This window comes from Kosakonia sp. YIM B13571, assembly GCF_042788095.1.
GTDB classification, from domain to species: Bacteria; Pseudomonadota; Gammaproteobacteria; order Enterobacterales; family Enterobacteriaceae; genus Kosakonia; species Kosakonia quasisacchari.
Genome location: NZ_JBHZPL010000003.1, coordinates 478,872 through 498,670 on the forward strand (window position 1 = coordinate 478,872; position 19,799 = coordinate 498,670).

The window sequence follows — 19,799 nt, forward strand, 5'->3', positions numbered from 1 at the left end:
GCAACCGGCGCGCCAGTTCTTCGGTGCTCCATTCGTTCATAGAACCGCCTCAAATTCGTCGATATACAAACCTGCTGCGATGAGTCGCTTACGACGCGCGGCCTTTTCAATACATTGCTGCCGCATCTGTTTGCTGGAGTAAGCAACAGATTTACGGGTGAAAAGGCGGGTTTTGCTGTTCTTTGGCAGGACTACCCTGGCGGGCTCAACGAGCGCGAAGTGGCGATCAACATGGCCTGATTCGGTAATCCATTTTTCGGAAGCGACGATTTTTGCAACAAGACCAGAGCCGCGCGTGATGGTTCTGGCGACAAGGTTAAATTCAGCCAGCGTAACGCCAAACGCCTCGGCGATTTCGGTGCCGGTGACCGGGCGGCCACGCTTGTTTATCATCCAGATGACGCGCTCTTTAAGCCCGGCAAACTTTCCCTGTTTACCGGGGCGGCGATAGAAGGGGCAGCGTTTCATGCTGCATGACCGCGTTCAGTAATCGATTGAATTTCTCCCGCTAATTCAGCCAGAAATGCAGTAACTTCTGCTTCTATTTCTTTCGCCAGCGCTTCATCGAAATGAATGCGCTTCTTGAAATAGGCGAGGTCAGGCGGCAGGCGATCATCGAAACTAACGAAATCACACCATTTCCGACCGGTGCACATCATCTGTGCATGCATTTGCAGCATGTACTGGCGCTTTGGCTCGCCAGTTTTAAGCGTTTCAAGATGGGTCCAGGTGTTGGGGCATTTGATTTCGATAAGCCCGTCGTCGTTAACAAGTCCGTCCGGGCTGGCGGCGAATCCGGGTATAGTTGGGTGATCGATGAGTCCAACTTCAGTGATTTCTGCATCGAACTCATTCAGCGCGTACATCTCGCGCGCCACGGGCTCCAGTTCGGTGCCGCGTATCATAGCGGCATTTGAAAAGCCTTCTTCCAGCTTCCCGGTAAGCCTCTGGCAGATGAGTTCTGCCATATAATTTTGACGGCTGGTAGAGTAGCCCGATTTTGTTCGGGCCATAACGTCATCCAGGCGGCTGGCTGTAACCTTGCCGCAGCGCGCGGCGAACCATTCAGGTGTTCGCTGTTCCATTATTCGGACTCCTTCTCAGCATTAACAGGCTCTGCATTGTCAACAGCAAGGCTCATGTCATACATTCGGCGTTTTTCTGCGGCACCGATGATCTGTTTTTCTTCAGGGGAAAGGGTTACCCAAAACTCTTCGTATTTAGCTGAACCAAGGCGGGCAGCAGATTCGCCTTTGGCAATCAGTTCAGGGCGGCGCGTATCAGACTCGTAACCAACCTGAACTTCTGCCGTAGTGCCTTCAATAACGCGCTCAGCTTCGTCCTGGTCGAAGATGCCAGCAAACCCAAATGCCAGCCGAGCGCACTGGATCAGCGTCTTATGGCGAAGCATGCGTGTGGGATGTGACTGCCATGGTTGAGTGTTGCGTTTACACTCAGCCATGTATTCAGTAACGATCGTTGGGTGCTTGCGGTCTTTGCGGTAAATTTTGCAGGTGCATGCGCCTTCATCCTTGTCGTAGGAAAACTCCATGCCGTCAAACTGCGGATGTTCGTTGATAATACGGGCCCATCCATCAACACCAACGACCGGAACAATCCCGCCTTTATCGGGAAACGCGTAGATCTCTTTTGTCCATGGGTTCAGGCCATACTGGTTTGCCACGATCAGCAGTGCGGTGAATTGTTCATCCGTGACGTTACCGCCTTTGAACGCTGTATTCTTCAGCGTGTTCATCAGGTCAGTCCCGGCATCCATGCCAAGACGGGCAGCCAGTTTACCGGCCATGGTTTGAAGAGCTGTGCTCATTGTTATTGTTCCTCGTCGATATCAATCTGATGGCGGGCGATGACTTCTGACATGTAGCGGGCGTGAGCCGCCATGCGCTCCTGAAACTCCACGTCATCTTCGAAAGCGCGCGTGATGGCCTTTGTGCTTGCCCCACGGCGTTGCAACTGGTCAATGCAGACAGATTCGAACTGGCCGAGGCCGAGACCTTTTTCCAGATCGTCAGCAAGCTCGTTTTCTTTCTCCTCGCGGGCGATCTGCTGGTAACGACGCGCCCAGGCTTTCGCCTCAATGCGGTCGTGAGTGAGGTGTGCGTGCTGTATTACCGTCACGTTCTTGGTATTGAACTGCACCAGACGCCGGACTACGAAGCCGGTGAGGATTTCTTCACCTGCTATCAGGGTGACGTAGTTTTTTGGCGGCAAGTCGATAAACCGGTTGAAGGTGGTATTTTCGTTGGCTTTCGTGGCTCTCAGCCTGCGCATGTTGGGCTTGTCATCAACCGGAAGGCTTTGCATTCACGCGGCGAAAACGGCAGCGTGCGCGAGGATTCATTGCTGGTAATTCAGCGTGCTTTCACCAAAGTGGAGTATTACGTTTATGGCGCTGGTTGAGCTTCAACGGTTTCCCGGAACGCCGAAAGAAAGATATCAGGTGCCAAATGGCACCTTTTTTTATGCCTGGCTGACAGATAATGACAGCAACCTTCATCACGACATGGTGATTGTGCGCAATGGCGTAAAGCTGGACGAAGAAGATGAGCTTAATTTCGTTCTGAGTGAGCTCGACACGATTCAGATTTTCGACCAGCCGAAGGGCATTATCAGCGATATTCTGAGCCCTATTTTTCAGGTTGTTGGTGCCGTTTTTTCCTTCCTCGCACCAAAGCCGGCGATCGCAAACAAAAGCGGTAACACGATTGATTCGCCGAATAACAGCCTTACCGGGCAGACCAATACGGCGCGTGTGTACAAAGCGAAGCCTGATATCTTTGGTCAGGTACGCTCATTCCCTGATCTTATTCAGGAATCAATTTTTGAATACATCCGCGCAACTGATATGGATGGTGGCCTGAAATACGTCACAGAGTGGATGTGCGTGGGGATCGGTGAATACGATTACTCATCGGTCAGGTACTCAGAATCAAGCCTTGGTGCGATGGCTGGGGCTGAATATCAGTTTTATCCGCCTGGAACGGTTATTCCCTCAATTAACGAGGGTTACAGCTTTGATGATGTTGACGGTCAGGAAGTGCCAGGCCAGAACGAAGGCGATGATTTCCCGGTAGAGACTGCAACCGCAAATACGGTGGTTAGCGGTACTTATGCTGGCGGTCAGATAGCGATGAAAATCGTTAAGCAGGCCGAGTTTGATTACTTCATGGGTCTTGTGTTGCCGCATGCTGTTACCTTCACAATCAACGTTACCTACAGTACCGCAACCGGTTCTGTAACAACGGACGCAACCTTTTCTGGTACGCTGATTTCTGCCGTCGAAACCAATGATGGCGCTGTTATCAACCCTGTGCGCTGGTACACATTCACGATGACAGATCTGATTGGCCCTCCTGATGTACCCGCTGCCGCGACGATAAATACCACGAAATTTATCCTGAATGACAACGAGGCGCTGACGGTAGGGCCATTCTTTTCACCGGTTGATTCTGCCCAACTGTGGTTGCATACGCAGGTACAGCTTGGCGGGAAAAAATCAGCCTCATGGAAGGTGGTGATCTGGAAAATTGACGGTGATTACAATCAGATTCCCGGAACGCAGCAGACTTTCACATATCATCAGGGAACGCCGCACAACTCATCCAGCGAGGTGTTTTACCGCACGGATAAACTGACGCCGGTTGGCGGGTTTGGCAAATACGCCATCAATTTTCAGAGAACCGATAACTCAAGCGATGCCTCTGTGCTGAAGGTTGAGGAAATCCACGCTGTAAACATCCGTACAAACGTAGTACATCCAACAGATACGCTTGTAAGGGTGAAGGTCAGGGCAACGGAGAACGCACTCGGCAGCCGTGATCGGAAATATAACGCACTGGTGACGAGAAAGACGATCAGCTACAACATCGATGCGCAGACCGTTGATTATACGCTTCGCGTGTCACGTTCTTTCGCTGATGCCGTGGCGCATTGCTGGCTCATCACTGGCGGCCAAAGCGTGAGCAGCATCGACCTGTATGGCCTCTATGCTATTGCTGAAAGTCTGCCTGATGAGCGCCTTGGCTATTTCGATTACACGTTTGATGATGAGAACGACTCACTTGGCGACCGCGTACAGGCTATCTGTAACGCTGCGTCGGTGGTGGCTTACTGGGATGATGGCGTGCTGACTTTTACCCGCGATCAGAAGGTTGCTCACCCTGCGGCTGTATTCAACCGCGCTAACATGAAAACGGATGAGTATAAAATCACCTATGATGCCACCATGCCCGGCGGATATGACGGTGTTCAGGTTTCTTACGTCAATCCGACTACCAACAAAAAGTCCTATATAAATTACCGTGTGCTCAATAGCGTTATTGTTGAGCAGGAGGCTCAGAACCCCAACAAACTGGAGATCGTAGGGTTTCGCAACGAATACCAGGCGCGAGAGCGGGCGCTACGGGAAACTAAACGCCTGATCTACTCCCGCGCGAAGATGAACGCCAAGGTGTTTGAAGACGGAATTATTCAGGTCGGAAGCGTCGTCCAGATTCCTGATATTTACGACAGCAACCAGCAACAGGGTTATATAACCGGGCGCACCGGTAATAACTTCGACACCAGCGAACCAATCACTTTTACCGGGTCAATGTACGTTCTGGTGACCGACAGCCTGGGCAATCCAACGTTGCGTTATCCGGCTATATCCCGCGCCGAAACTAAATACGGCTTCACTGCTGCCATCCCCTCTATCCAGCTCAATATATGGAACGGTGACACGGTGCAATTACCATCTCGCTACCTGATCGCCACTGTCGAAGAACTGGATAGCCAGCTCTGGAAGGTAAGCAGCATAAAACCAAACACCGATAATACTGTTTCACTTACAGTCGCTGAATATAACGACGCCATCTACCAATAAGACCCACTTCCAACCACCACAACCCGGCCAATGCGCCGGGTTTTTTATGGAAAAAATATGACTACCACACCTACCAATCTGCCAGTGCCGAGCGAAAGCCCTCGCGATCTGAAATTCAATGCTGGGAAAATCGATGAGTTTGCAACATCGTTAGCGAATCAATACATCGATCGTTTTGGAAGTGCGCATTACACGATTGAAGGGCTTCGTTGGCTCGCGCAGCAGGCGATCGCATCGTTTGGTTATATAACCCTCGATAGCTTTGAAGACGGGAATACCCTGACGCTTCCAAATCAGGTATTACGGCTTGAAGAAACGGGTGAGTATTACCGCTGGGATGGATCATTTTTACCTGGCGGAAAGATTGTTCCGGCCAGCTCAACACCTGAATCAACAGGCGGCATTGGAGTCGGCGCATGGCTAAGTGTTGGGTATGCGGCATTGAAGCAGCAATTAATGAGTGCAATCGACGGAATGGGTGACAGCCTAGTAGCAGTCAAACAGCCGTTTTCAGGCTCAAAGCCGACAACAGTGCATCAGAAAATGCGAGAAATTATCGCTATTAACGATGGTTCTACTGCTGGAGCTGAGCCTGACGGTGTTACTGATTGCTCATCTGCATTGTTGGGACTAGTGGCCACAGTAAACCCGGTTGTGCGCCTGCCATTCATTCCAGGCACGGAAAATGTCTACTACTTTTCAACTTTTGATCCTGATGCATTGCAGGGAGTTACATTCGACGTTGACCATGGTGTTAAATTATCCGTACCTAATGACTGGTTAGCTGGCAAGCCATCGGCATTAAATATAAAATTTGTACGCGCCACTCAGTTTATTTTCCGTAGTCTAAATACAGAGTACACCGTATCACCAGGCAACAACGAACTTTATGTGGCAAAGAATACATTTTTAGAAGAGCCAAGTTTTGATATTTCTTCTGTGACTAACATTAACGTGCTTACTGACACTACGCCGGTGAAAATATTATGGCCTTCAAGTGATGTTTGGGTTTCAGATTCTTATAATGCTAGCGGTATAGATTTTGGTCAACTTGCATATCTTTCTGGTGATGATAGTTTTCACATTGGCGTAATTAACATAGTGCCAGGCGATGAGCTAATCACTACCATGTACGTGACTAATACCCCGCAATTATGCGCTATTGTAAGGCATACTGACGGTTATTCTGGTATATATGCATCATATGCACAAACTGGAGCAACTATGTATGCCTTCGAAAAAAGGAAAGGCATAACAGGAACATCAGCACCTGTTTTATATCCCATGCTGACAGATCACGCCTCTTACAGTCCAGTTAACTGCGAATGGAAAATACGAGCAAATAGCTTTACAAGCTTCGATATTCTGCTTAATGGGTTCGTAATAACAACCATAAAAACTAGCGGATATATTATTGATGCTGGGTTTGGAGGGTATTTTAATGTAGGCACATCTAACCCAACAGTAAGGTTTATTAATCCAGTTAAAATAAAAAATAATGTCTACACTCGTAACTCATTTATGGCGGTAAAGGTTTTTGGTGACTCAATATCAGCTAACCGCGTAGATTGCTGGCCTCATTACTTAAAAAAGGAGCTAGAATTTGCAGAGGGAATGCGCGCGTGGGATATAGTCAATAAAGCCGTTCCTGGAGACACATCAGCAGGTCAGCTTGCAATAATGCAATCTGAAGGTGTTGCTGATGCCAATGTTGTCGTAATTGCAGTCGGGACTAATGACGCACAAGGAATGCTTGATTTAGACCAGTATAAGTCTAACCTAACGGCGATGGTTAATATCTGTCAGTCTGCCGGGAAGCCGGTAATCCTGGTGAAGTTTGGATTATGGTATCCTCAGGCGCTGGCGGGAACTGGCGTTGGTCAAAACACTGGTAACTATCAGTTTGCAGCAAGATATAGATCAGTGGTATCGCGAGTAGCAGCGGAGAAGGGTGTCAAGCTGGTGGAGCTTACTGATTGCGAGGGACCTTTGACGGCTTACTATATCAATACGTCTCTTGCCGTAAATATGGTCGGGAAAGGCGATGGTGTTGTGCATGACAATATTCACCCTACCAGCATGGCTACTATGCTCATAGCAAGAAAAATCGCGCGAGCTATCATGGGTTACTTTGCCATTAATCGCGGTAAATATTCTAGCGGGATGCTTTCTATAGCAAGCACTAATAACTGGTTTATTAACGCCAGCGACAGGCCTGTGCGGGTTGATATATCAAAAGGAGGGGCGGTAATACTATCAGGAGTTTTGTTTAAATCAACAGGCAGTGTCACGGACGGAACTCAAATCGCACAGATACCTAAAAATATATCTCCATCGTTTGATATGCAGTTTCCTGTTTATGCAGATACTTCCGGTGTTAGCTTGCGGGTTCTACCTACTGGTGAGGTTAAGGTATATGGTGCTACCACATCAACAAATTTTGTAGGTGTGTCTGGTCTTTCGTGGGTTCTGAAAGAATAAAATAAAGGCCGCTTTTGCGGCCTGTTTTTAAGCTACTTTTTCGTCAGTTGGAATTTTAATGGTCTTTGATTTAAGCAAATTATTGATTAATTTGACCGAAGGTTTCTCGATTAGAATGTAACTTGTATAGCCCACAGCAATTCCGCAGGCGGCCCAAATTATAAGGCTGATAGAATGAGGCAATTGCTGTAATAGTCCAGCATGCTCAAACCATGAAAGCATACTCTGGAACGTTAACTGATGCCACAAATACAATGAGAATGAAATATTTCCAAGGAAAAGCAGAGGCTTGCCAAAGAAGAATCTTTTCTCGCGCTCAGACACCACAGCTCCGTAAATCATCATTGCTGATGGAAGCGTCAGGGTGAGTGTTCTGTGCCATGGGTCCCAGTTTGCCAGATTGATGTTTACGCAACACATAACGGCAAAAAGAAAGAATCCTGCGAAAAGTATTTCACGACCAAATCTGGTTTCGAATTTGGTGCAAATAAATGCCACAATACAACCGGCGCAAAACTGAATGATCTGTGGGTTAAGTGGCACATACCCGGCAAGGTTTTTGTCGTAAGTGTTTGTGCATGCTATAGCAATAATTTCTATAAACATCCAAATAAACAAAGCATGCCAAAATTTCTTTCCTGACAAAATCAAAAGACACAGGACAAGATAGAAAAACATTTCATAAACCAAAGTCCACGCCACCATAACCTTGTAGTTATATGTATAAGTAAGCGTAAGCAATGATATATCAGATGCTTTAGGAAGCCAGTCAGGAGCGAGCCATACGAATGGGAGTAATAAAGAAGCAAAAATGAAAACAGCCCAGTATGCTGGGTATATTCTAAATATTCGTTTAGCCATAAAATTGACGGCAGAGAGCTTTGCGTTTCCAGCGCAAGCTGCCTTTGCTGCAGCGAGCGTCACTACAAATCCTGATATAACAAAAAATATATCTACACCAGCTGGACCAAAAACATAGATTCCTTTTTCTAACCATGCAGGAGCCATTCCTTGCCTGGTGCTCATGAGGTGAACAAAAAAAACAATGATAGAAGCAATGCCGCGCATCGCCTGGATATTGTTAAAAAACATTATCTTACCTTTGCGATAATTCTGTGCGTAAGTCAGTGAAAATTCGTATGTTCTTTAGGTTTATTCCCATCTTAGCACGGATGTAAAGACATACATAAGACAACCTACTACAGCTAGCGATAGTTGACCAATTTATAATTAAATATTACTGTATATATATACAGTTTTTTGATTAGAGCTGATCATGCCGCGTAAATCAGACGTTAGAACAGCCTTTGTTGCAGCAATACAGAGAAACCCGAAGGGGTATCAGTATCTTCGCACCGAAGGTTTTATCCGTGAACTTAACGCCAGAAACTGGCATTTCAGCGAGCGCGACGCTAACGACTGGATAGAGCGCTATCAGCCGTACTTTGTGGACAAGACATCGGACGTAAGCGAGAACCGTCTCTGGATGCTTCGCAACATGGGGAGTATTCAGTAGTGGGCTTTCCATCACCAGTTGCTGATTATGCGCAGCGCGCGCTAACCGTTGATGTACTTTGTCAGATGGATGCCATTTGCCGGATCGTCGAAACCGATACCGGGTATGCGGTCATAGAAAGGTCAGCCCGGCCTTCCGAAAGCGAAACGGTTCTCGCCACGTTCGACGGCCGAGCGCAGTTCGCTAAATGGATGGGGAACACGCTGATAACGGAAGATGGGGAAGCTATTGAAGGTGAGGCGCTGGATGGCGTTATCGCGCATGGATTGCTGACGTACACCATTACCCGGGTACATGACGATGGCAGTATGGTGTGATGGGGCATGTATGGGGCAAAAAATTAGCACAAAACAACTCATAACCACTGAAGGTGTCGATTCATCTTGCGCTAATGCATTGCTTTATACCTGCTTTCTTCTCACTTCAACGCACAAAAAGTGAAGAACTGCTCTCTTATCACGGTTGCGGTTGAGGGGCAGCAAGATAACGAAAGTGATGAGCAGACAGGCCAGCAATAGCCCGGTCAGAAGCGCACTTGTGGCAGCAATATGCAAGGCCACATAGAGAATAAAAGAAGAGACAATGGCGAACAGCCTAATCTTCTGCGTAAAAAAGACTGTCCCTAATACGAAATAAATGAGTGCGATAACGCCTTCCACTCGAACCATCCTTTTCGCTGAGGGTAATAGTTACTTCTTTGTGGATGTTGCCTTTATCCGAAACCCGTCAAAAAAAACGCTCCCGAGGGAGCGTTCTGTTAGCGACCAAATAGATCGCGTTTTTTCGGCTTGAATGGCTGGGCAATCAGCACCAGCAGGGCAACAACCAGATAAGCAACAAAAATACCCAATAACCATTGTGGCATTTCCAGCGTCAGGAATGACCACTGGCGCTCGGCGCAGTCACCGGAAGCCACAAACACCTGCGGCAGCCATTTGTCCAGCGGCAGCCAGGTTGGAAAACGTGCGGCAAAATCGCAGGTCAGAAATGGCGATGGATGTAACTGGATCATGGTGTGTTCCCAGGCCAGTTGGATGCCGCGCCAGGCGCTGTAGATCCAGATAGCCAGAGCGACATAACGTAACGGCGTTTTCGGTGCAATGGCACCCACAATACCTGCGCCCATTACGCCAAAGAGCGCGCTGCGTTCATAAATGCACAGGACGCACGGTTTCAGCAGCATGACATGCTGGAACCACAATGCGACCATTTCAAGCGCAAACGCTGTTAGCGCCATCAAAAGCCAGGCACCGCGCCCGTGTGAGCACCCGTTTAAATATCGCAACATAATCATTTCCCTGGGAGATGCGTAGACAAAGCAGTGTAAACGAAATCATTGCGCAGGCCACTAGCGAGCAAGAAAATAATGCGTAATCGAATGTTTATCATGCGGAAAGTCAAACCTGACAACAAAGTGCTGCTATTTAAGCAACAAAATATCATGCGCGCTGTGGCGCAAAGATTTCGGATGAAAGCCCTGCTACTTCTGTGGATAAGTGTCGTTAAATCGCCAAAATGGATCCCCGATCCCCTTTTTTCTTCATGAGGTACGCTACCTGCACTGGGTGCGGTCTGGTATGATGAGTGTCCTTTGCTTAGCTGTGTAATGGAAATCTCTCTATGGTCATTAAGGCGCAGAGCCCGGCGGGTTTCGCGGAAGAGTACATCATTGAAAGTATCTGGAATAGTCGCTTCCCCCCGGGGTCGATTCTTCCGGCTGAACGCGAACTCTCTGAACTGATTGGCGTCACTCGTACCACATTGCGTGAAGTTTTACAGCGCCTCGCCCGTGATGGCTGGCTGACAATTCAGCACGGCAAACCGACAAAAGTGAACAACTTCTGGGAAACCTCCGGGCTGAATATTCTGGAAACGCTGGCGCGTCTGGATCACGAAAGTGTTCCGCAACTGATTGATAATCTCCTTTCAGTACGCACCAACATTTCCACCATCTTTATCCGTACTGCGTTTCGTCAGCATCCTGAAGATGCGCTGAAAGTGCTGGCCAGCGCGCGCGAAGTTGAAGATCATGCCGATGCCTTCGCTACCCTGGATTACAACATTTTCCGCGGTCTGGCCTTTGCATCCGGGAACCCGATTTATGGTTTAATCCTTAATGGCATGAAAGGGTTATATACGCGAATTGGTCGCCATTATTTCTCCAGCCCTGAAGCCCGCAGCCTGGCGCTCGGTTTCTACCATCAACTGGCGCAAGTGTGCGAACAGGCGCAGCATGACAAAGTCTACGAAGTCGTGCGTCGATATGGCCATGAAAGTGGTGAGATCTGGCATCGGATGCAGAAAACGATGCCCGGTGATTTAGCCTTACAAAGCCGATAAGCAAAGAAAACCCCTCGACAGAGGGGTTTTTCATTACAGGCTGCTGGGGCGAGGCGGGCAACGTTCCAGTAACTCCACGCTGCCATCTTCATTTTGCTGTTCCAGCAACACATCAAAACCCCACAAGCGATGCACATGTTTCAGCACTTCGCGGCGGCCCTTATCGAGCGGCGCGCGGTTGTGAGGAATATAGCGTAGCGTCAGCGAACGGTCGCCGCGCAGGTCCACATTCCACACCTGAATGTTGGGCTCAAGGTTGCTGAGATTATATTGCGACGACAGTTTCGAGCGGATCTCCCGGTAACCCTCTTCATTATGAATAGCGGCGATCTCAAGATAATTGTTACGATCATCATCCAACACGGTAAAGAAGCGGAAATCACGCATGATTTTCGGCGACATAAACTGGCTGATAAAGCTCTCATCTTTGAAATCGCGCATCGCGAAATGCAGCGTCTCAAGCCAGTCCGAACCGGCAATATCCGGGAACCAGTAGCGGTCTTCATCCGTAGGCGACTGGCAAATACGCTTAATATCCTGGAACATCGCGAAGCCGAGTGCATACGGGTTAATGCCGCTGTACCACGGGCTGTTATAGGGTGGCTGGAACACCACATTGGTGTGGCTATGCAAAAATTCCAGCATAAAGCGGTCGGTCACTTTGCCTTCGTCATACAGGTGATTGAGGATGGTGTAATGCCAGAACGTCGCCCAACCTTCGTTCATCACCTGCGTCTGTTTTTGCGGGTAGAAATACTGGCTCACTTTACGCACAATGCGCAGGATCTCGCGTTGCCACGACTCCAGTAACGGTGCATTTTTCTCCATAAAGTAGAGCAAGTTTTCCTGCGGCTCCGCCGGGTAACGACGCGCTTGCGCGATGGTTATTTCTTCTTCGCGTTTGGGCAGCGTGCGCCATAACATATTTACCTGGCTTTGCAGATACTCTTCACGGCTTTTCTGCCGCGCTTTCTCCTCCTGCAACGAGATTTTCTGCGGGCGTTTGTAGCGATCCACGCCGTAGTTCATCAGCGCATGGCATGAGTCGAGTAACTTTTCCACTTCGTCCACACCGTAGCGCTCTTCACAATCGGTGATGTATTTACGCGCGAAAATCAGGTAGTCGACAATCGAACTGGCATCGGTCCAGCTGCGGAATAAGTAGTTGTTTTTAAAGAAAGAGTTATGGCCATAACAGGCGTGAGCCATCACCAGTGCCTGCATAGTGATGGTGTTCTCTTCCATCAGATAAGCGATGCAGGGGTTAGAGTTAATCACTATCTCGTAGGCCAGCCCCTGTTGCCCATGCTTATAAAGCCGCTCGGTTTCGATAAATTTCTTCCCGAACGACCAGTGAGGGTAATTGATCGGCATGCCGACGCTGGAGTAAGCGTCCATCATTTGCTCTGAGGTGATCACTTCGATTTGATGCGGATAGGTATCCAGCCGATAAAGTTTCGCCACCCGGTCAATCTCCGCCAGATAATCATCCAGCAGTTCGAAAGTCCAGTCGGGTCCATCGCTCAGACGAATAGAATCCTTATTCATTGAGTCAATCGTAGCCATTAGCGCGCCCTCGTTGTTAACGACACTCTCTGTATGGAGCGTCTCATTTCAAGCATAGAACACGCAATTAAATCTGTACCTAAGCCATAGATTTTTCTTCGCGATTTTTCATCACATCAACGGCGTAAATAGCAAGTGTATCGAAATATTATGCTGCGGCGAAAAGTCGCGCAGCAGGAGATGCTAAATAACAGAAACCCTTGTCATACGGCGAGGCTGTGAGGAAGCTCACCATAAAAAAGCCATATGTTGAATAATATTTTCATCTGGGTTATCAATTTGTAATCAGATGATCGTGCTTTACTCACAGGAGAGGGATATGCGAGTTGTTGTATTAGGAAGTGGTGTGGTGGGTGTCACCAGCGCCTGGTACTTACGCCAGGCCGGACATGATGTCACGGTGATTGATCGCCAGCCTGGTCCTGCGCAGGAAACCAGCGCTAGTAATGCCGGGCAGATTTCACCAGGCTACGCCGCGCCCTGGGCGGCTCCTGGTGTGCCGTTAAAAGCCATAAAATGGATGTTCCAGCGCCACGCGCCGCTTGCAATCAGCCTCGACGGCACCTCATCGCAACTGAAATGGATGTGGCAGATGCTGCGCAACTGCGACACGCGCCACTATATGGAAAACAAAGGCCGTATGGTGCGTCTGGCGGAATACAGCCGCGACTGCCTGAAACTGTTGCGCGAAACGACCGGCATTCAGTATGAAGGGCGGCAAGGCGGCACGTTACAGCTTTTCCGCACCGCGGAGCAGTACGAAAATGCCACACGTGATATTGCTGTGTTGCAGGATGCTGGCGTGCCTTATCAGTTGCTGGAATCTGCCCGGTTGGCGGAAGTCGAACCCGCGCTGGCCGAAGTGGCGCACAAACTGACCGGCGGTTTGCGTCTGCCAAATGATGAAACCGGCGACTGTCAGCTTTTCACCCAGCAACTGGCGCAAATGGCGGCGCAGGCGGGCGTGGAGTTTCGTTTTAACACGCCGGTGGATCGCCTGCTGTATGAAGGTGAGAACATCTACGGTGTGAAGTGCGGTGAAGAGGTGGTCAAAGCCGACGCGTATGTGATGGCGTTTGGCTCCTGGTCTACTGGCTTACTGAAAAATATCGTCGACATCCCGGTGTATCCGCTGAAAGGTTATTCATTAACGATCCCGATTGCTGAAGAAGATGGCGCCCCGGTTTCAACCATCCTCGACGAAACTTACAAAATTGCGATTACCCGCTTTGACCAGCGTATTCGCGTCGGCGGCATGGCGGAAATCGTCGGTTTTAATACGGAACTGCTGAAACCACGCCGCGAAACGCTGGAGATGGTCGTGCGCGATCTCTTCCCGCGTGGCGGATTTGTCGAGCAAGCGACATTCTGGACGGGCTTACGTCCCATGACACCGGATGGCACGCCGGTTGTCGGGCGCACTCCGTATAAAAATCTGTGGCTGAATACCGGGCATGGCACCCTTGGCTGGACGATGGCTTGCGGTTCCGGCCAGTTGTTAAGCGACTTGATGTCCGGCAGCACCCCGGCGATTGCCGCCGATGATTTAAGCGTGGCGCGCTATATGCCAGGGTTTACCCCCGTGCGTGCGCAGCACTTACACGGCGCCCATAACTGATTCAGAGAAGGAATAGTAATGTCTCGTCCAGTTCTCGCCACGCTTGATTTAGCGGCACTCGGCAATAACTTGCAGGTTGTGCGCCGCGCCGCACCTGCTGCAAAAGTCTGGTCGGTCGTAAAGGCGAACGCTTATGGTCACGGTCTGGATCGTATCTGGCGCGCACTCAACAGCACTGACGGTTTCGCGATGCTCAATCTTGAAGAGGCCATTTTGCTCCGCGAACGCGGCTGGAAAGGGCCAATTCTGATGCTGGAAGGTTTTTTCCATGCCGATGAGCTGCCGCTGTTTGACAAATATCGCCTGACGACCAGCCTGCACAGCAACTGGCAGATTAAAGCCTTGCAGGACGCACGCTTGCAAGCACCGCTCGACGTTTACCTGAAGATCAACAGCGGCATGAACCGGCTCGGTTTTATGCCTGAACGTATTCACACCGTGTACCAGCAACTCATTGCTATGCCCAACGTGGCGACAGTCACCCTGATGTCCCATTTTGCTGAAGCGGAGCGGGCAGACGGTATCGCTGCACCGCTGGCGCGCATTGAGCAGGCTGCAGAGGGCATTGACGCGCCGCGCTCACTGGCTAACTCTGCCGCTACGCTGTGGCATCCCGAAACGCATTTTGACTGGGTGCGCCCCGGCGTGGTGCTGTATGGCGCTTCGCCATCGGGCGCGTGGCAGGATGTCGCCAACAGCGGGATCCGCCCGGTAATGACACTGAGCAGTGAGATCATTGCCGTGCAGACGCTGAAAGCCGGTGAAACGGTGGGGTACGGTTGTCGTTACCGTGCGCAAACCGAGCAGCGTATTGGTGTTGTCGCCTGCGGTTATGCGGACGGCTACCCGCGCATTGCACCTTCCGGCACGCCGGTGCTGGTGGATGGCATTCGTACCGGCATTGTTGGCGCGATCTCAATGGATATGCTGACGGTGGATTTAACTCCATGCCCGCAAGCCGGTATTGGTACGCCAGTTGAACTATGGGGTAATGGGATCAAAATCGATGAAGTGGCTGCGGCGGCCGGAACGGTGGGGTATGAACTGATGTGCGCTCTGGCGCCGCGTGTACCTGTCGTGACGGTGTAACTTAATGTGAGGCGGTTATTCCGCCTCGTCTTCTACCACGCGAACCCCGACTTTCAGTACCGCATTATCGGCTTTTTCCGCCACTGTCCAGATCATTCCGGCGAACTCTACCTGATCCCCCACGACCGGCGCGGCGCCCAGTAATTGCTGCACAATGTCGCCCAGCGTTTGCTGGCTTTCGCGATATTCCAGCCCATCTTCCAGGCCGTAAATCAATGCCACATCGGCAAATTTAGCATTCGCTTCCAGGATAAAATCACCGAAGAAACGCTGATCCAGCGCCACAGGCGGAGACTGGCTAAACAGTTTCCCGAGCGCGGGCAGATCGCTTTCACGACCAATCACACACAACACATCACCTTCACGCAGTCGGGTGCTGCCGGTAGGGTGCAGAAGGTTATTGTCGCGAAACAGCGCGGCAATGCGCGTATCCGCAGGCATATGTAAATCGCGCAGCGCTGCGCCAACGCACCACTTATCCGCACTGAGTTGATAAACAAACTGTTCAAACGGGTTTTCTGGGTGAATATCCAGACCGACGCGGGAGACCGGCCAGCCAACAGGCGGCACGACAACCTTGGCTTTTTTCGCCGCCCAGGAGAGTGACGTTCCCTGAAAAAGTAGCGAGATTAACACCACGAAGAAGGCGACATTAAAGAACAGGCGCGCATGATCAAGCCCTGCCATCATCGGGAAAGTGGCGAGAATAATCGGCACCGCGCCGCGCAGACCCACCCAACTGATGAAAATGCGTTCGCGCAGGTTAAAACCGCGAAACGGCAACAGGCTGGCAAACACGGATAGAGGACGAGCGACAAAAATCATCCATGCCGAGAGGATGAGTGCGGAAGCCGCAATCGGCCACAAATCAGACGGTGTGACTAACAGCCCCAGCACCAGGAACATAGCGATTTGCGCCAGCCAGGCCAGGCCATCAAAGTTTTGCAAGATGCCGTAACGGTTGCGGATAGGGCGATTGCCCAACACAAAACCACACAGGTAAACCGCCAGAATGCCGCTCCCGTGCAGAGCCGTGGTTAAGGCAAAAACCAAAATCCCGCCGCTCAGCGCCAGCAGCGGGTAAAGACCCGGTGGCAGAGAGATACGGTTAATCATCTGCTGCAACAAATAACCACCCGCGCCGCCAAGCAAAATGCCGAGGCCAAACTCCTGCACAATATGCACCAGGAACATGATATCGAGATCGGCCGTGTGCTTCTGGATCATCTCAATCAGCGTGATGGTAAGAAACACCGCCATCGGATCATTGCTGCCGGATTCGATTTCCAGCGTCGAGCCGACGCGTTCGTTCAGCCCTTTACCGCCGAGCAGCGAGAACACCGCTGCGGCATCTGTTGAGCCCACAATCGCCCCGATCAAAAAGCCTTCCATAATGTTGAGCTTGAATAGCCAGGCGGCCATCATCCCGGTGAGACTGGACGTAACGAGTACACCAATTGTTGCCAGGGAAAGTGCAGGACCAAGTGCGACGCGAAACGAACTGGCGCGGGTACGCATCCCGCCATCGAGTAAAATGATCGCCAGCGCGAGGTTACTGACCATATAAGCAAAAGGGTAGTTATCGAACGGAATTCCACCGATACCATCAACACCGGCCAACATGCCTATTGCCAGAAAGATAACCAGAATGGGAATGCCAAGACGGGAGGAGAAAGAACTTAATAAAATACTGCAGGTTACAAGAACTGAACCCAAAATAAACAGACTGATTATCGCCTCAGCGTCCAATGTTGTGCTTCTCCTTAATCCTCACCGTGGGGGATCCCGGGCGGCATTTACCGGCCGGGTTTATTAGTGCGTCATATAATAACGGCAGAAACAACGTTTTAATAAGGGCATAAAGCGCTTTTTTTACAGCAAGATCGTGGGATGACCCGATAAAGTCAGTTGCGTCTTTTCAGCATGTTGCAACCGGGCATGTGCGCCGAGCGGCAGTGTGACGGTCTGCGGTTCATGACCAAACGCCAGCCCGCTGATAACTGGGATCGTTAATTGCGCGCGTAGATAATCAATCATCTTATTAAGATTGTAGCCCGCATCGTAATCGTTGGGTTGCGCCAGCGAGAAACTGCCGAGGATCAGCGCTCGCTGCTGTGCCAGAATGCCGGTGTGTAACAACTGCAACAGCATGCGTTCCACGCGGTAGGGATGTTCATTAATGTCTTCAACCACCAGAATGCCGCCGGGTATTTGCGGCAGCCAGGGCGTGCCAATCAGCGAGGTTAACATCGCCAGATTTCCACCCCACACGGTGCCTTCCACGTCACATTGCGGGCCTTCACCGTCCCACTCAATGGTAAAGGTTTCATTGCTGATAGCACGCCAGAAGTGATCTGCCGTAAAGGCATCCAGCGTTTCGGCACCGAAATTCCCCGCCAGCATTGGCCCGCTAAAGGTGATGACTTTCCCGTTCGCCAACAGCCCAAGTTGAATGGCGGTGAAGTCGCTATGGCCGCAAATCAACAGCGGTTGATGCTGCTGGCGCGCCGCCAGTGCCTGCCAGTCAATCCCGACGAGCAGACGGCTGGCACCGTACCCCCCGCGCACCGGCATCACGATAATATTTTCACCCGGCAATTGCGCCAGTGCGTTGATATCCGCCAGCCGCTCCTCGTCACGCCCGGCGAAACGTTCATGACGGCGAGTAATGACGTGTTGGTTGCTAACCTGATGGCCCTGCTGAGCGAGACGTTCGACGCCAAGCGCCGCTGCGTGCTGATTAATGCAATAGCCTGAAGGGGCAATCAGGTGGAAGGTGGACATGGCAATTCCTTGCTGACATCTATAGGGAAACGGTTATCATGCCGCTAACCTGTGTCGTTGTCATCCGTCGTAGATGAACACCTAAATAAGGATTAGCTTGCGTGAAATTAAGATGGTTTGCTTTTTTAGTGGTACTGCTTGCCGGATGTAGTTCAAAACAGGATTACCGTAACCCGGACTGGAATCCGGAAGTGCCGGTAAAACGCGCAATGCAGTGGATGCCCATCACCGAAAAAGCCGGTGCAGCCTGGGGCGTCAGTCCTCAATTGATTACTGCTATGATCGCCGTGGAATCCGGTGGCAACCCCAATCTGGTCAGCAAATCAAATGCCGTTGGCCTGATGCAGCTCAAAGCCTCCACCGCCGGGCGCGAAGTTTACCGCCATATGGGCTGGAGTGGGCAACCGTCCACCAGCGAACTCAAAAACCCGGAACGTAATATTTCTATGGGCGCGGCTTACTTAAGTATTCTTGAACATGGGGCGCTGGCGGGCATTCGCGATCCGAAAGTCATGCAATACGCGCTGGTGGTTTCGTACGTTAATGGTGCTGGCGCGCTACTGCGGACCTTCTCGTCCGACAGAAGCGAAGCCATAGAAGAGATAAATGATTTAAGCGCAGACGCGTTTATGAAGCATGTGGCGGAAAACCACCCTGCGCCGCAAGCACCGCGCTATATCTGGAAAGTGCAAAAAGCGATGGATGCGATGTAACTAGCGTACCCGGCTGGCGCGTTCGCGCGCCTCGCGCTCCAGGGCAAAAATAATGCGCTGGAGCTCGCGCTCTACGCCCGGGCTGACATTCAAAAAGCGAAAACTCAGGCGCGGCGTAACAACGGTTTCATTCTTGCCATCAACGACTTTACGCTCGCCAATCGCAATCAACTGTGCGTCAAAATAGAACTGCCCCCACGAAGCCATATCCAGCTCCACCTTGGAAAAACGCATACCCGGCTGCAATGTGCCGGGTGCTACGCCATCCAGCAGTGCGCCCATGCCACCTAACGACAAGTCGAACAGACGAAAGCGAATCTCGCTTTTATCCGGCATGAATGCTTTACAAAAATAGGCCGGGTGGAGCGGGGCGCTGATGCGGAAATATTCCCGGCGCTGAATAAACCACAGTGTTTCCGGAAGCGGGGTAATAAAAGCAGGTAAAGCCTGGAAATCGCCGGTAGAAAGCGTGCTCAGTGTGAATTCGACTTTGGCGCCATGCGTTTCAGCGGTCACGGTCACCTTTCCGGCACGCTGTACTGCGTTGTTCTCGTACTCCTGACTACCAAAATCCATGATCAGCTCTTCTGGATTCACTTCCAGTATCTTGCTGATGAACTGACCGCTGCCCCAGGTGATGCAAATGGGCACCTGGTTTTTTTGCAGGTCGCGCAAAACGCCCAGCACGGCCAGAGGATTTTGTTTCAGGAACTGCTCACTGTAATTGCTCACGCCGAATGGCTCCTTGATGGCTGACACACCTTCGTTGCTTTATCGGCATTTTCAGCCAGAACTTAATACAAATAA

20 protein-coding genes are annotated in these 19,799 nt (G+C 50.7%); 9 read left to right on the forward strand and 11 right to left on the reverse strand.

The features are described from left to right. Positions 1 to 36: 36 nt before the first annotated feature. Genes ACFX4O_RS10775 through ACFX4O_RS10790 form a run of 4 tightly spaced genes read right to left on the reverse strand, consistent with a single transcriptional unit; the run spans position 37 to position 2,130 of the window. Positions 37 to 468, reverse strand: coding sequence for a regulator (locus ACFX4O_RS10775; protein WP_380208633.1), 432 nt, complete (start codon positions 466 to 468; stop codon positions 37 to 39). After that, positions 465 to 1,085 carry a lambda exonuclease family protein gene (locus ACFX4O_RS10780; RefSeq protein WP_380208635.1) on the reverse strand — a complete coding sequence of 207 codons (621 nt, stop codon included), beginning with the start codon at positions 1,083 to 1,085 and terminating at the stop codon, positions 465 to 467. Before ACFX4O_RS10780 ends, ACFX4O_RS10775 begins: the two co-directional genes overlap by 4 nt. Beyond that, entirely contained in the window at positions 1,085 to 1,828 is a 744-nt protein-coding gene (gene bet, locus ACFX4O_RS10785; protein ID WP_380208637.1) for a phage recombination protein Bet, read from the reverse strand. The genes ACFX4O_RS10780 and bet overlap by 1 nt, the downstream gene beginning before the upstream one ends. Before the next feature lie 2 nt (positions 1,829 to 1,830). After that, positions 1,831 to 2,130, reverse strand: a complete 300-nt coding sequence (locus tag ACFX4O_RS10790; protein WP_380208864.1) for a host-nuclease inhibitor Gam family protein — start codon at positions 2,128 to 2,130, stop codon at positions 1,831 to 1,833. Here ACFX4O_RS10790 and ACFX4O_RS10795 point away from each other — a divergent pair. Genes ACFX4O_RS10795 through ACFX4O_RS10805 form a run of 3 tightly spaced genes read left to right on the forward strand, consistent with a single transcriptional unit; the run spans position 2,065 to position 7,366 of the window. Next, positions 2,065 to 2,421, forward strand: a complete 357-nt coding sequence (locus tag ACFX4O_RS10795) for a peptidoglycan endopeptidase (protein ID WP_380208866.1) — start codon at positions 2,065 to 2,067, stop codon at positions 2,419 to 2,421. The two genes, ACFX4O_RS10790 and ACFX4O_RS10795, sit on opposite strands and share 66 nt — an antisense overlap. Then, the gene (locus tag ACFX4O_RS10800) at positions 2,408 to 4,885 is read left to right on the forward strand and encodes a host specificity factor TipJ family phage tail protein (protein ID WP_380208639.1); all 2,478 of its coding nucleotides are present in this window, start codon (positions 2,408 to 2,410) and stop codon (positions 4,883 to 4,885) included. Before ACFX4O_RS10795 ends, ACFX4O_RS10800 begins: the two co-directional genes overlap by 14 nt. Positions 4,886 to 4,942: 57 nt before the next feature. Continuing rightward, complete coding sequence (locus ACFX4O_RS10805) at positions 4,943 to 7,366, forward strand: GDSL-type esterase/lipase family protein (RefSeq protein WP_380208641.1); 2,424 nt, start codon at positions 4,943 to 4,945, stop codon at positions 7,364 to 7,366. A 27-nt stretch (positions 7,367 to 7,393) separates the two neighbouring features. On the opposite strand, the gene ACFX4O_RS10810 is transcribed toward ACFX4O_RS10805, so the two are convergent. Beyond that, positions 7,394 to 8,458 (reverse strand): acyltransferase family protein, encoded by a 1,065-nt coding sequence (locus tag ACFX4O_RS10810; RefSeq protein ID WP_380208643.1) that lies wholly within the window; start codon positions 8,456 to 8,458, stop codon positions 7,394 to 7,396. 184 nt (positions 8,459 to 8,642) lie between these two features. Here ACFX4O_RS10810 and ACFX4O_RS10815 point away from each other — a divergent pair, with 184 nt between their 5' ends. Next, positions 8,643 to 8,882, forward strand: a complete 240-nt coding sequence (locus ACFX4O_RS10815) for a hypothetical protein (protein ID WP_380208645.1) — start codon at positions 8,643 to 8,645, stop codon at positions 8,880 to 8,882. Then, complete coding sequence (locus ACFX4O_RS10820) at positions 8,882 to 9,199, forward strand: hypothetical protein (protein ID WP_380208647.1); 318 nt, start codon at positions 8,882 to 8,884, stop codon at positions 9,197 to 9,199. Before ACFX4O_RS10815 ends, ACFX4O_RS10820 begins: the two co-directional genes overlap by 1 nt. A gap of 84 nt (positions 9,200 to 9,283) precedes the next feature. Here ACFX4O_RS10820 and ACFX4O_RS10825 read toward each other — a convergent pair whose 3' ends face one another. Next, entirely contained in the window at positions 9,284 to 9,541 is a 258-nt protein-coding gene (locus tag ACFX4O_RS10825; protein WP_380208649.1) for a hypothetical protein, read from the reverse strand. A 98-nt stretch (positions 9,542 to 9,639) separates the two neighbouring features. Continuing rightward, positions 9,640 to 10,170 (reverse strand): disulfide bond formation protein DsbB, encoded by a 531-nt coding sequence (dsbB, locus tag ACFX4O_RS10830; protein ID WP_131409667.1) that lies wholly within the window; start codon positions 10,168 to 10,170, stop codon positions 9,640 to 9,642. A 332-nt stretch (positions 10,171 to 10,502) separates the two neighbouring features. Between dsbB and fadR the strand changes: the two genes are divergently transcribed. After that, the gene (fadR, locus tag ACFX4O_RS10835) at positions 10,503 to 11,222 is read left to right on the forward strand and encodes a fatty acid metabolism transcriptional regulator FadR (protein ID WP_131409669.1); all 720 of its coding nucleotides are present in this window, start codon (positions 10,503 to 10,505) and stop codon (positions 11,220 to 11,222) included. A 33-nt stretch (positions 11,223 to 11,255) separates the two neighbouring features. Here the strand turns inward: fadR and ACFX4O_RS10840 are convergent, their stop codons facing one another. Next, positions 11,256 to 12,788 carry a SpoVR family protein gene (locus ACFX4O_RS10840; RefSeq protein WP_131409671.1) on the reverse strand — a complete coding sequence of 511 codons (1,533 nt, stop codon included), beginning with the start codon at positions 12,786 to 12,788 and terminating at the stop codon, positions 11,256 to 11,258. 277 nt (positions 12,789 to 13,065) lie between these two features. On the opposite strand from ACFX4O_RS10840, the gene ACFX4O_RS10845 reads away from it, so the two are divergent. Next, on the forward strand, positions 13,066 to 14,406 hold the full coding sequence (locus ACFX4O_RS10845) for a D-amino acid dehydrogenase (protein ID WP_380208868.1): 1,341 nt from the start codon (positions 13,066 to 13,068) through the stop codon (positions 14,404 to 14,406). Positions 14,407 to 14,424: 18 nt separating this feature from the next. Beyond that, positions 14,425 to 15,495, forward strand: coding sequence for a catabolic alanine racemase DadX (gene dadX / locus ACFX4O_RS10850; protein WP_380208652.1), 1,071 nt, complete (start codon positions 14,425 to 14,427; stop codon positions 15,493 to 15,495). Between the two features lie 15 nt (positions 15,496 to 15,510). On the opposite strand, the gene ACFX4O_RS10855 is transcribed toward dadX, so the two are convergent. Both ACFX4O_RS10855 and ldcA read right to left on the reverse strand, forming a co-directional pair. Next, a complete protein-coding gene (locus ACFX4O_RS10855) occupies positions 15,511 to 17,244 on the reverse strand; it encodes a potassium/proton antiporter (protein WP_380208654.1) in 1,734 nt (577 codons plus the stop codon). Between the two features lie 123 nt (positions 17,245 to 17,367). Continuing rightward, positions 17,368 to 18,279, reverse strand: coding sequence for a muramoyltetrapeptide carboxypeptidase (gene ldcA / locus ACFX4O_RS10860; RefSeq protein WP_380208656.1), 912 nt, complete (start codon positions 18,277 to 18,279; stop codon positions 17,368 to 17,370). Between the two features lie 101 nt (positions 18,280 to 18,380). Here ldcA and emtA point away from each other — a divergent pair, with 101 nt between their 5' ends. Continuing rightward, entirely contained in the window at positions 18,381 to 18,992 is a 612-nt protein-coding gene (emtA, locus tag ACFX4O_RS10865) for a membrane-bound lytic murein transglycosylase EmtA (protein ID WP_017457005.1), read from the forward strand. Here the strand turns inward: emtA and ACFX4O_RS10870 are convergent, their stop codons facing one another. Continuing rightward, positions 18,993 to 19,724 carry a flagellar brake protein gene (locus ACFX4O_RS10870; RefSeq protein ID WP_380208658.1) on the reverse strand — a complete coding sequence of 244 codons (732 nt, stop codon included), beginning with the start codon at positions 19,722 to 19,724 and terminating at the stop codon, positions 18,993 to 18,995. Positions 19,725 to 19,799: the final 75 nt, after the last annotated feature.

Bases quoted from the DNA above. Each gene is read 5' to 3' on its own strand.
- bet (WP_380208637.1), bottom strand. From the start codon at position 1,828: ATGAGCACAGCTCTTCAAACCATGGCCGGTAAACTGGCTGCCCGTCTT.
- ACFX4O_RS10810 (WP_380208643.1), bottom strand. From the start codon at position 8,458: ATGTTTTTTAACAATATCCAGGCGATGCGCGGCATTGCTTCTATCATT.
- ACFX4O_RS10840 (WP_131409671.1), bottom strand. From the start codon at position 12,788: ATGGCTACGATTGACTCAATGAATAAGGATTCTATTCGTCTGAGCGAT.
- ACFX4O_RS10780 (WP_380208635.1), bottom strand. From the start codon at position 1,085: ATGGAACAGCGAACACCTGAATGGTTCGCCGCGCGCTGCGGCAAGGTT.
- dadX (WP_380208652.1), top strand. From the start codon at position 14,425: ATGTCTCGTCCAGTTCTCGCCACGCTTGATTTAGCGGCACTCGGCAAT.
- ACFX4O_RS10805 (WP_380208641.1), top strand. From the start codon at position 4,943: ATGACTACCACACCTACCAATCTGCCAGTGCCGAGCGAAAGCCCTCGC.
- ACFX4O_RS10800 (WP_380208639.1), top strand. From the start codon at position 2,408: ATGGCGCTGGTTGAGCTTCAACGGTTTCCCGGAACGCCGAAAGAAAGA.
- ACFX4O_RS10815 (WP_380208645.1), top strand. From the start codon at position 8,643: ATGCCGCGTAAATCAGACGTTAGAACAGCCTTTGTTGCAGCAATACAG.
- dsbB (WP_131409667.1), bottom strand. From the start codon at position 10,170: ATGTTGCGATATTTAAACGGGTGCTCACACGGGCGCGGTGCCTGGCTT.
- ACFX4O_RS10775 (WP_380208633.1), bottom strand. From the start codon at position 468: ATGAAACGCTGCCCCTTCTATCGCCGCCCCGGTAAACAGGGAAAGTTT.
- fadR (WP_131409669.1), top strand. From the start codon at position 10,503: ATGGTCATTAAGGCGCAGAGCCCGGCGGGTTTCGCGGAAGAGTACATC.
- ldcA (WP_380208656.1), bottom strand. From the start codon at position 18,279: ATGTCCACCTTCCACCTGATTGCCCCTTCAGGCTATTGCATTAATCAG.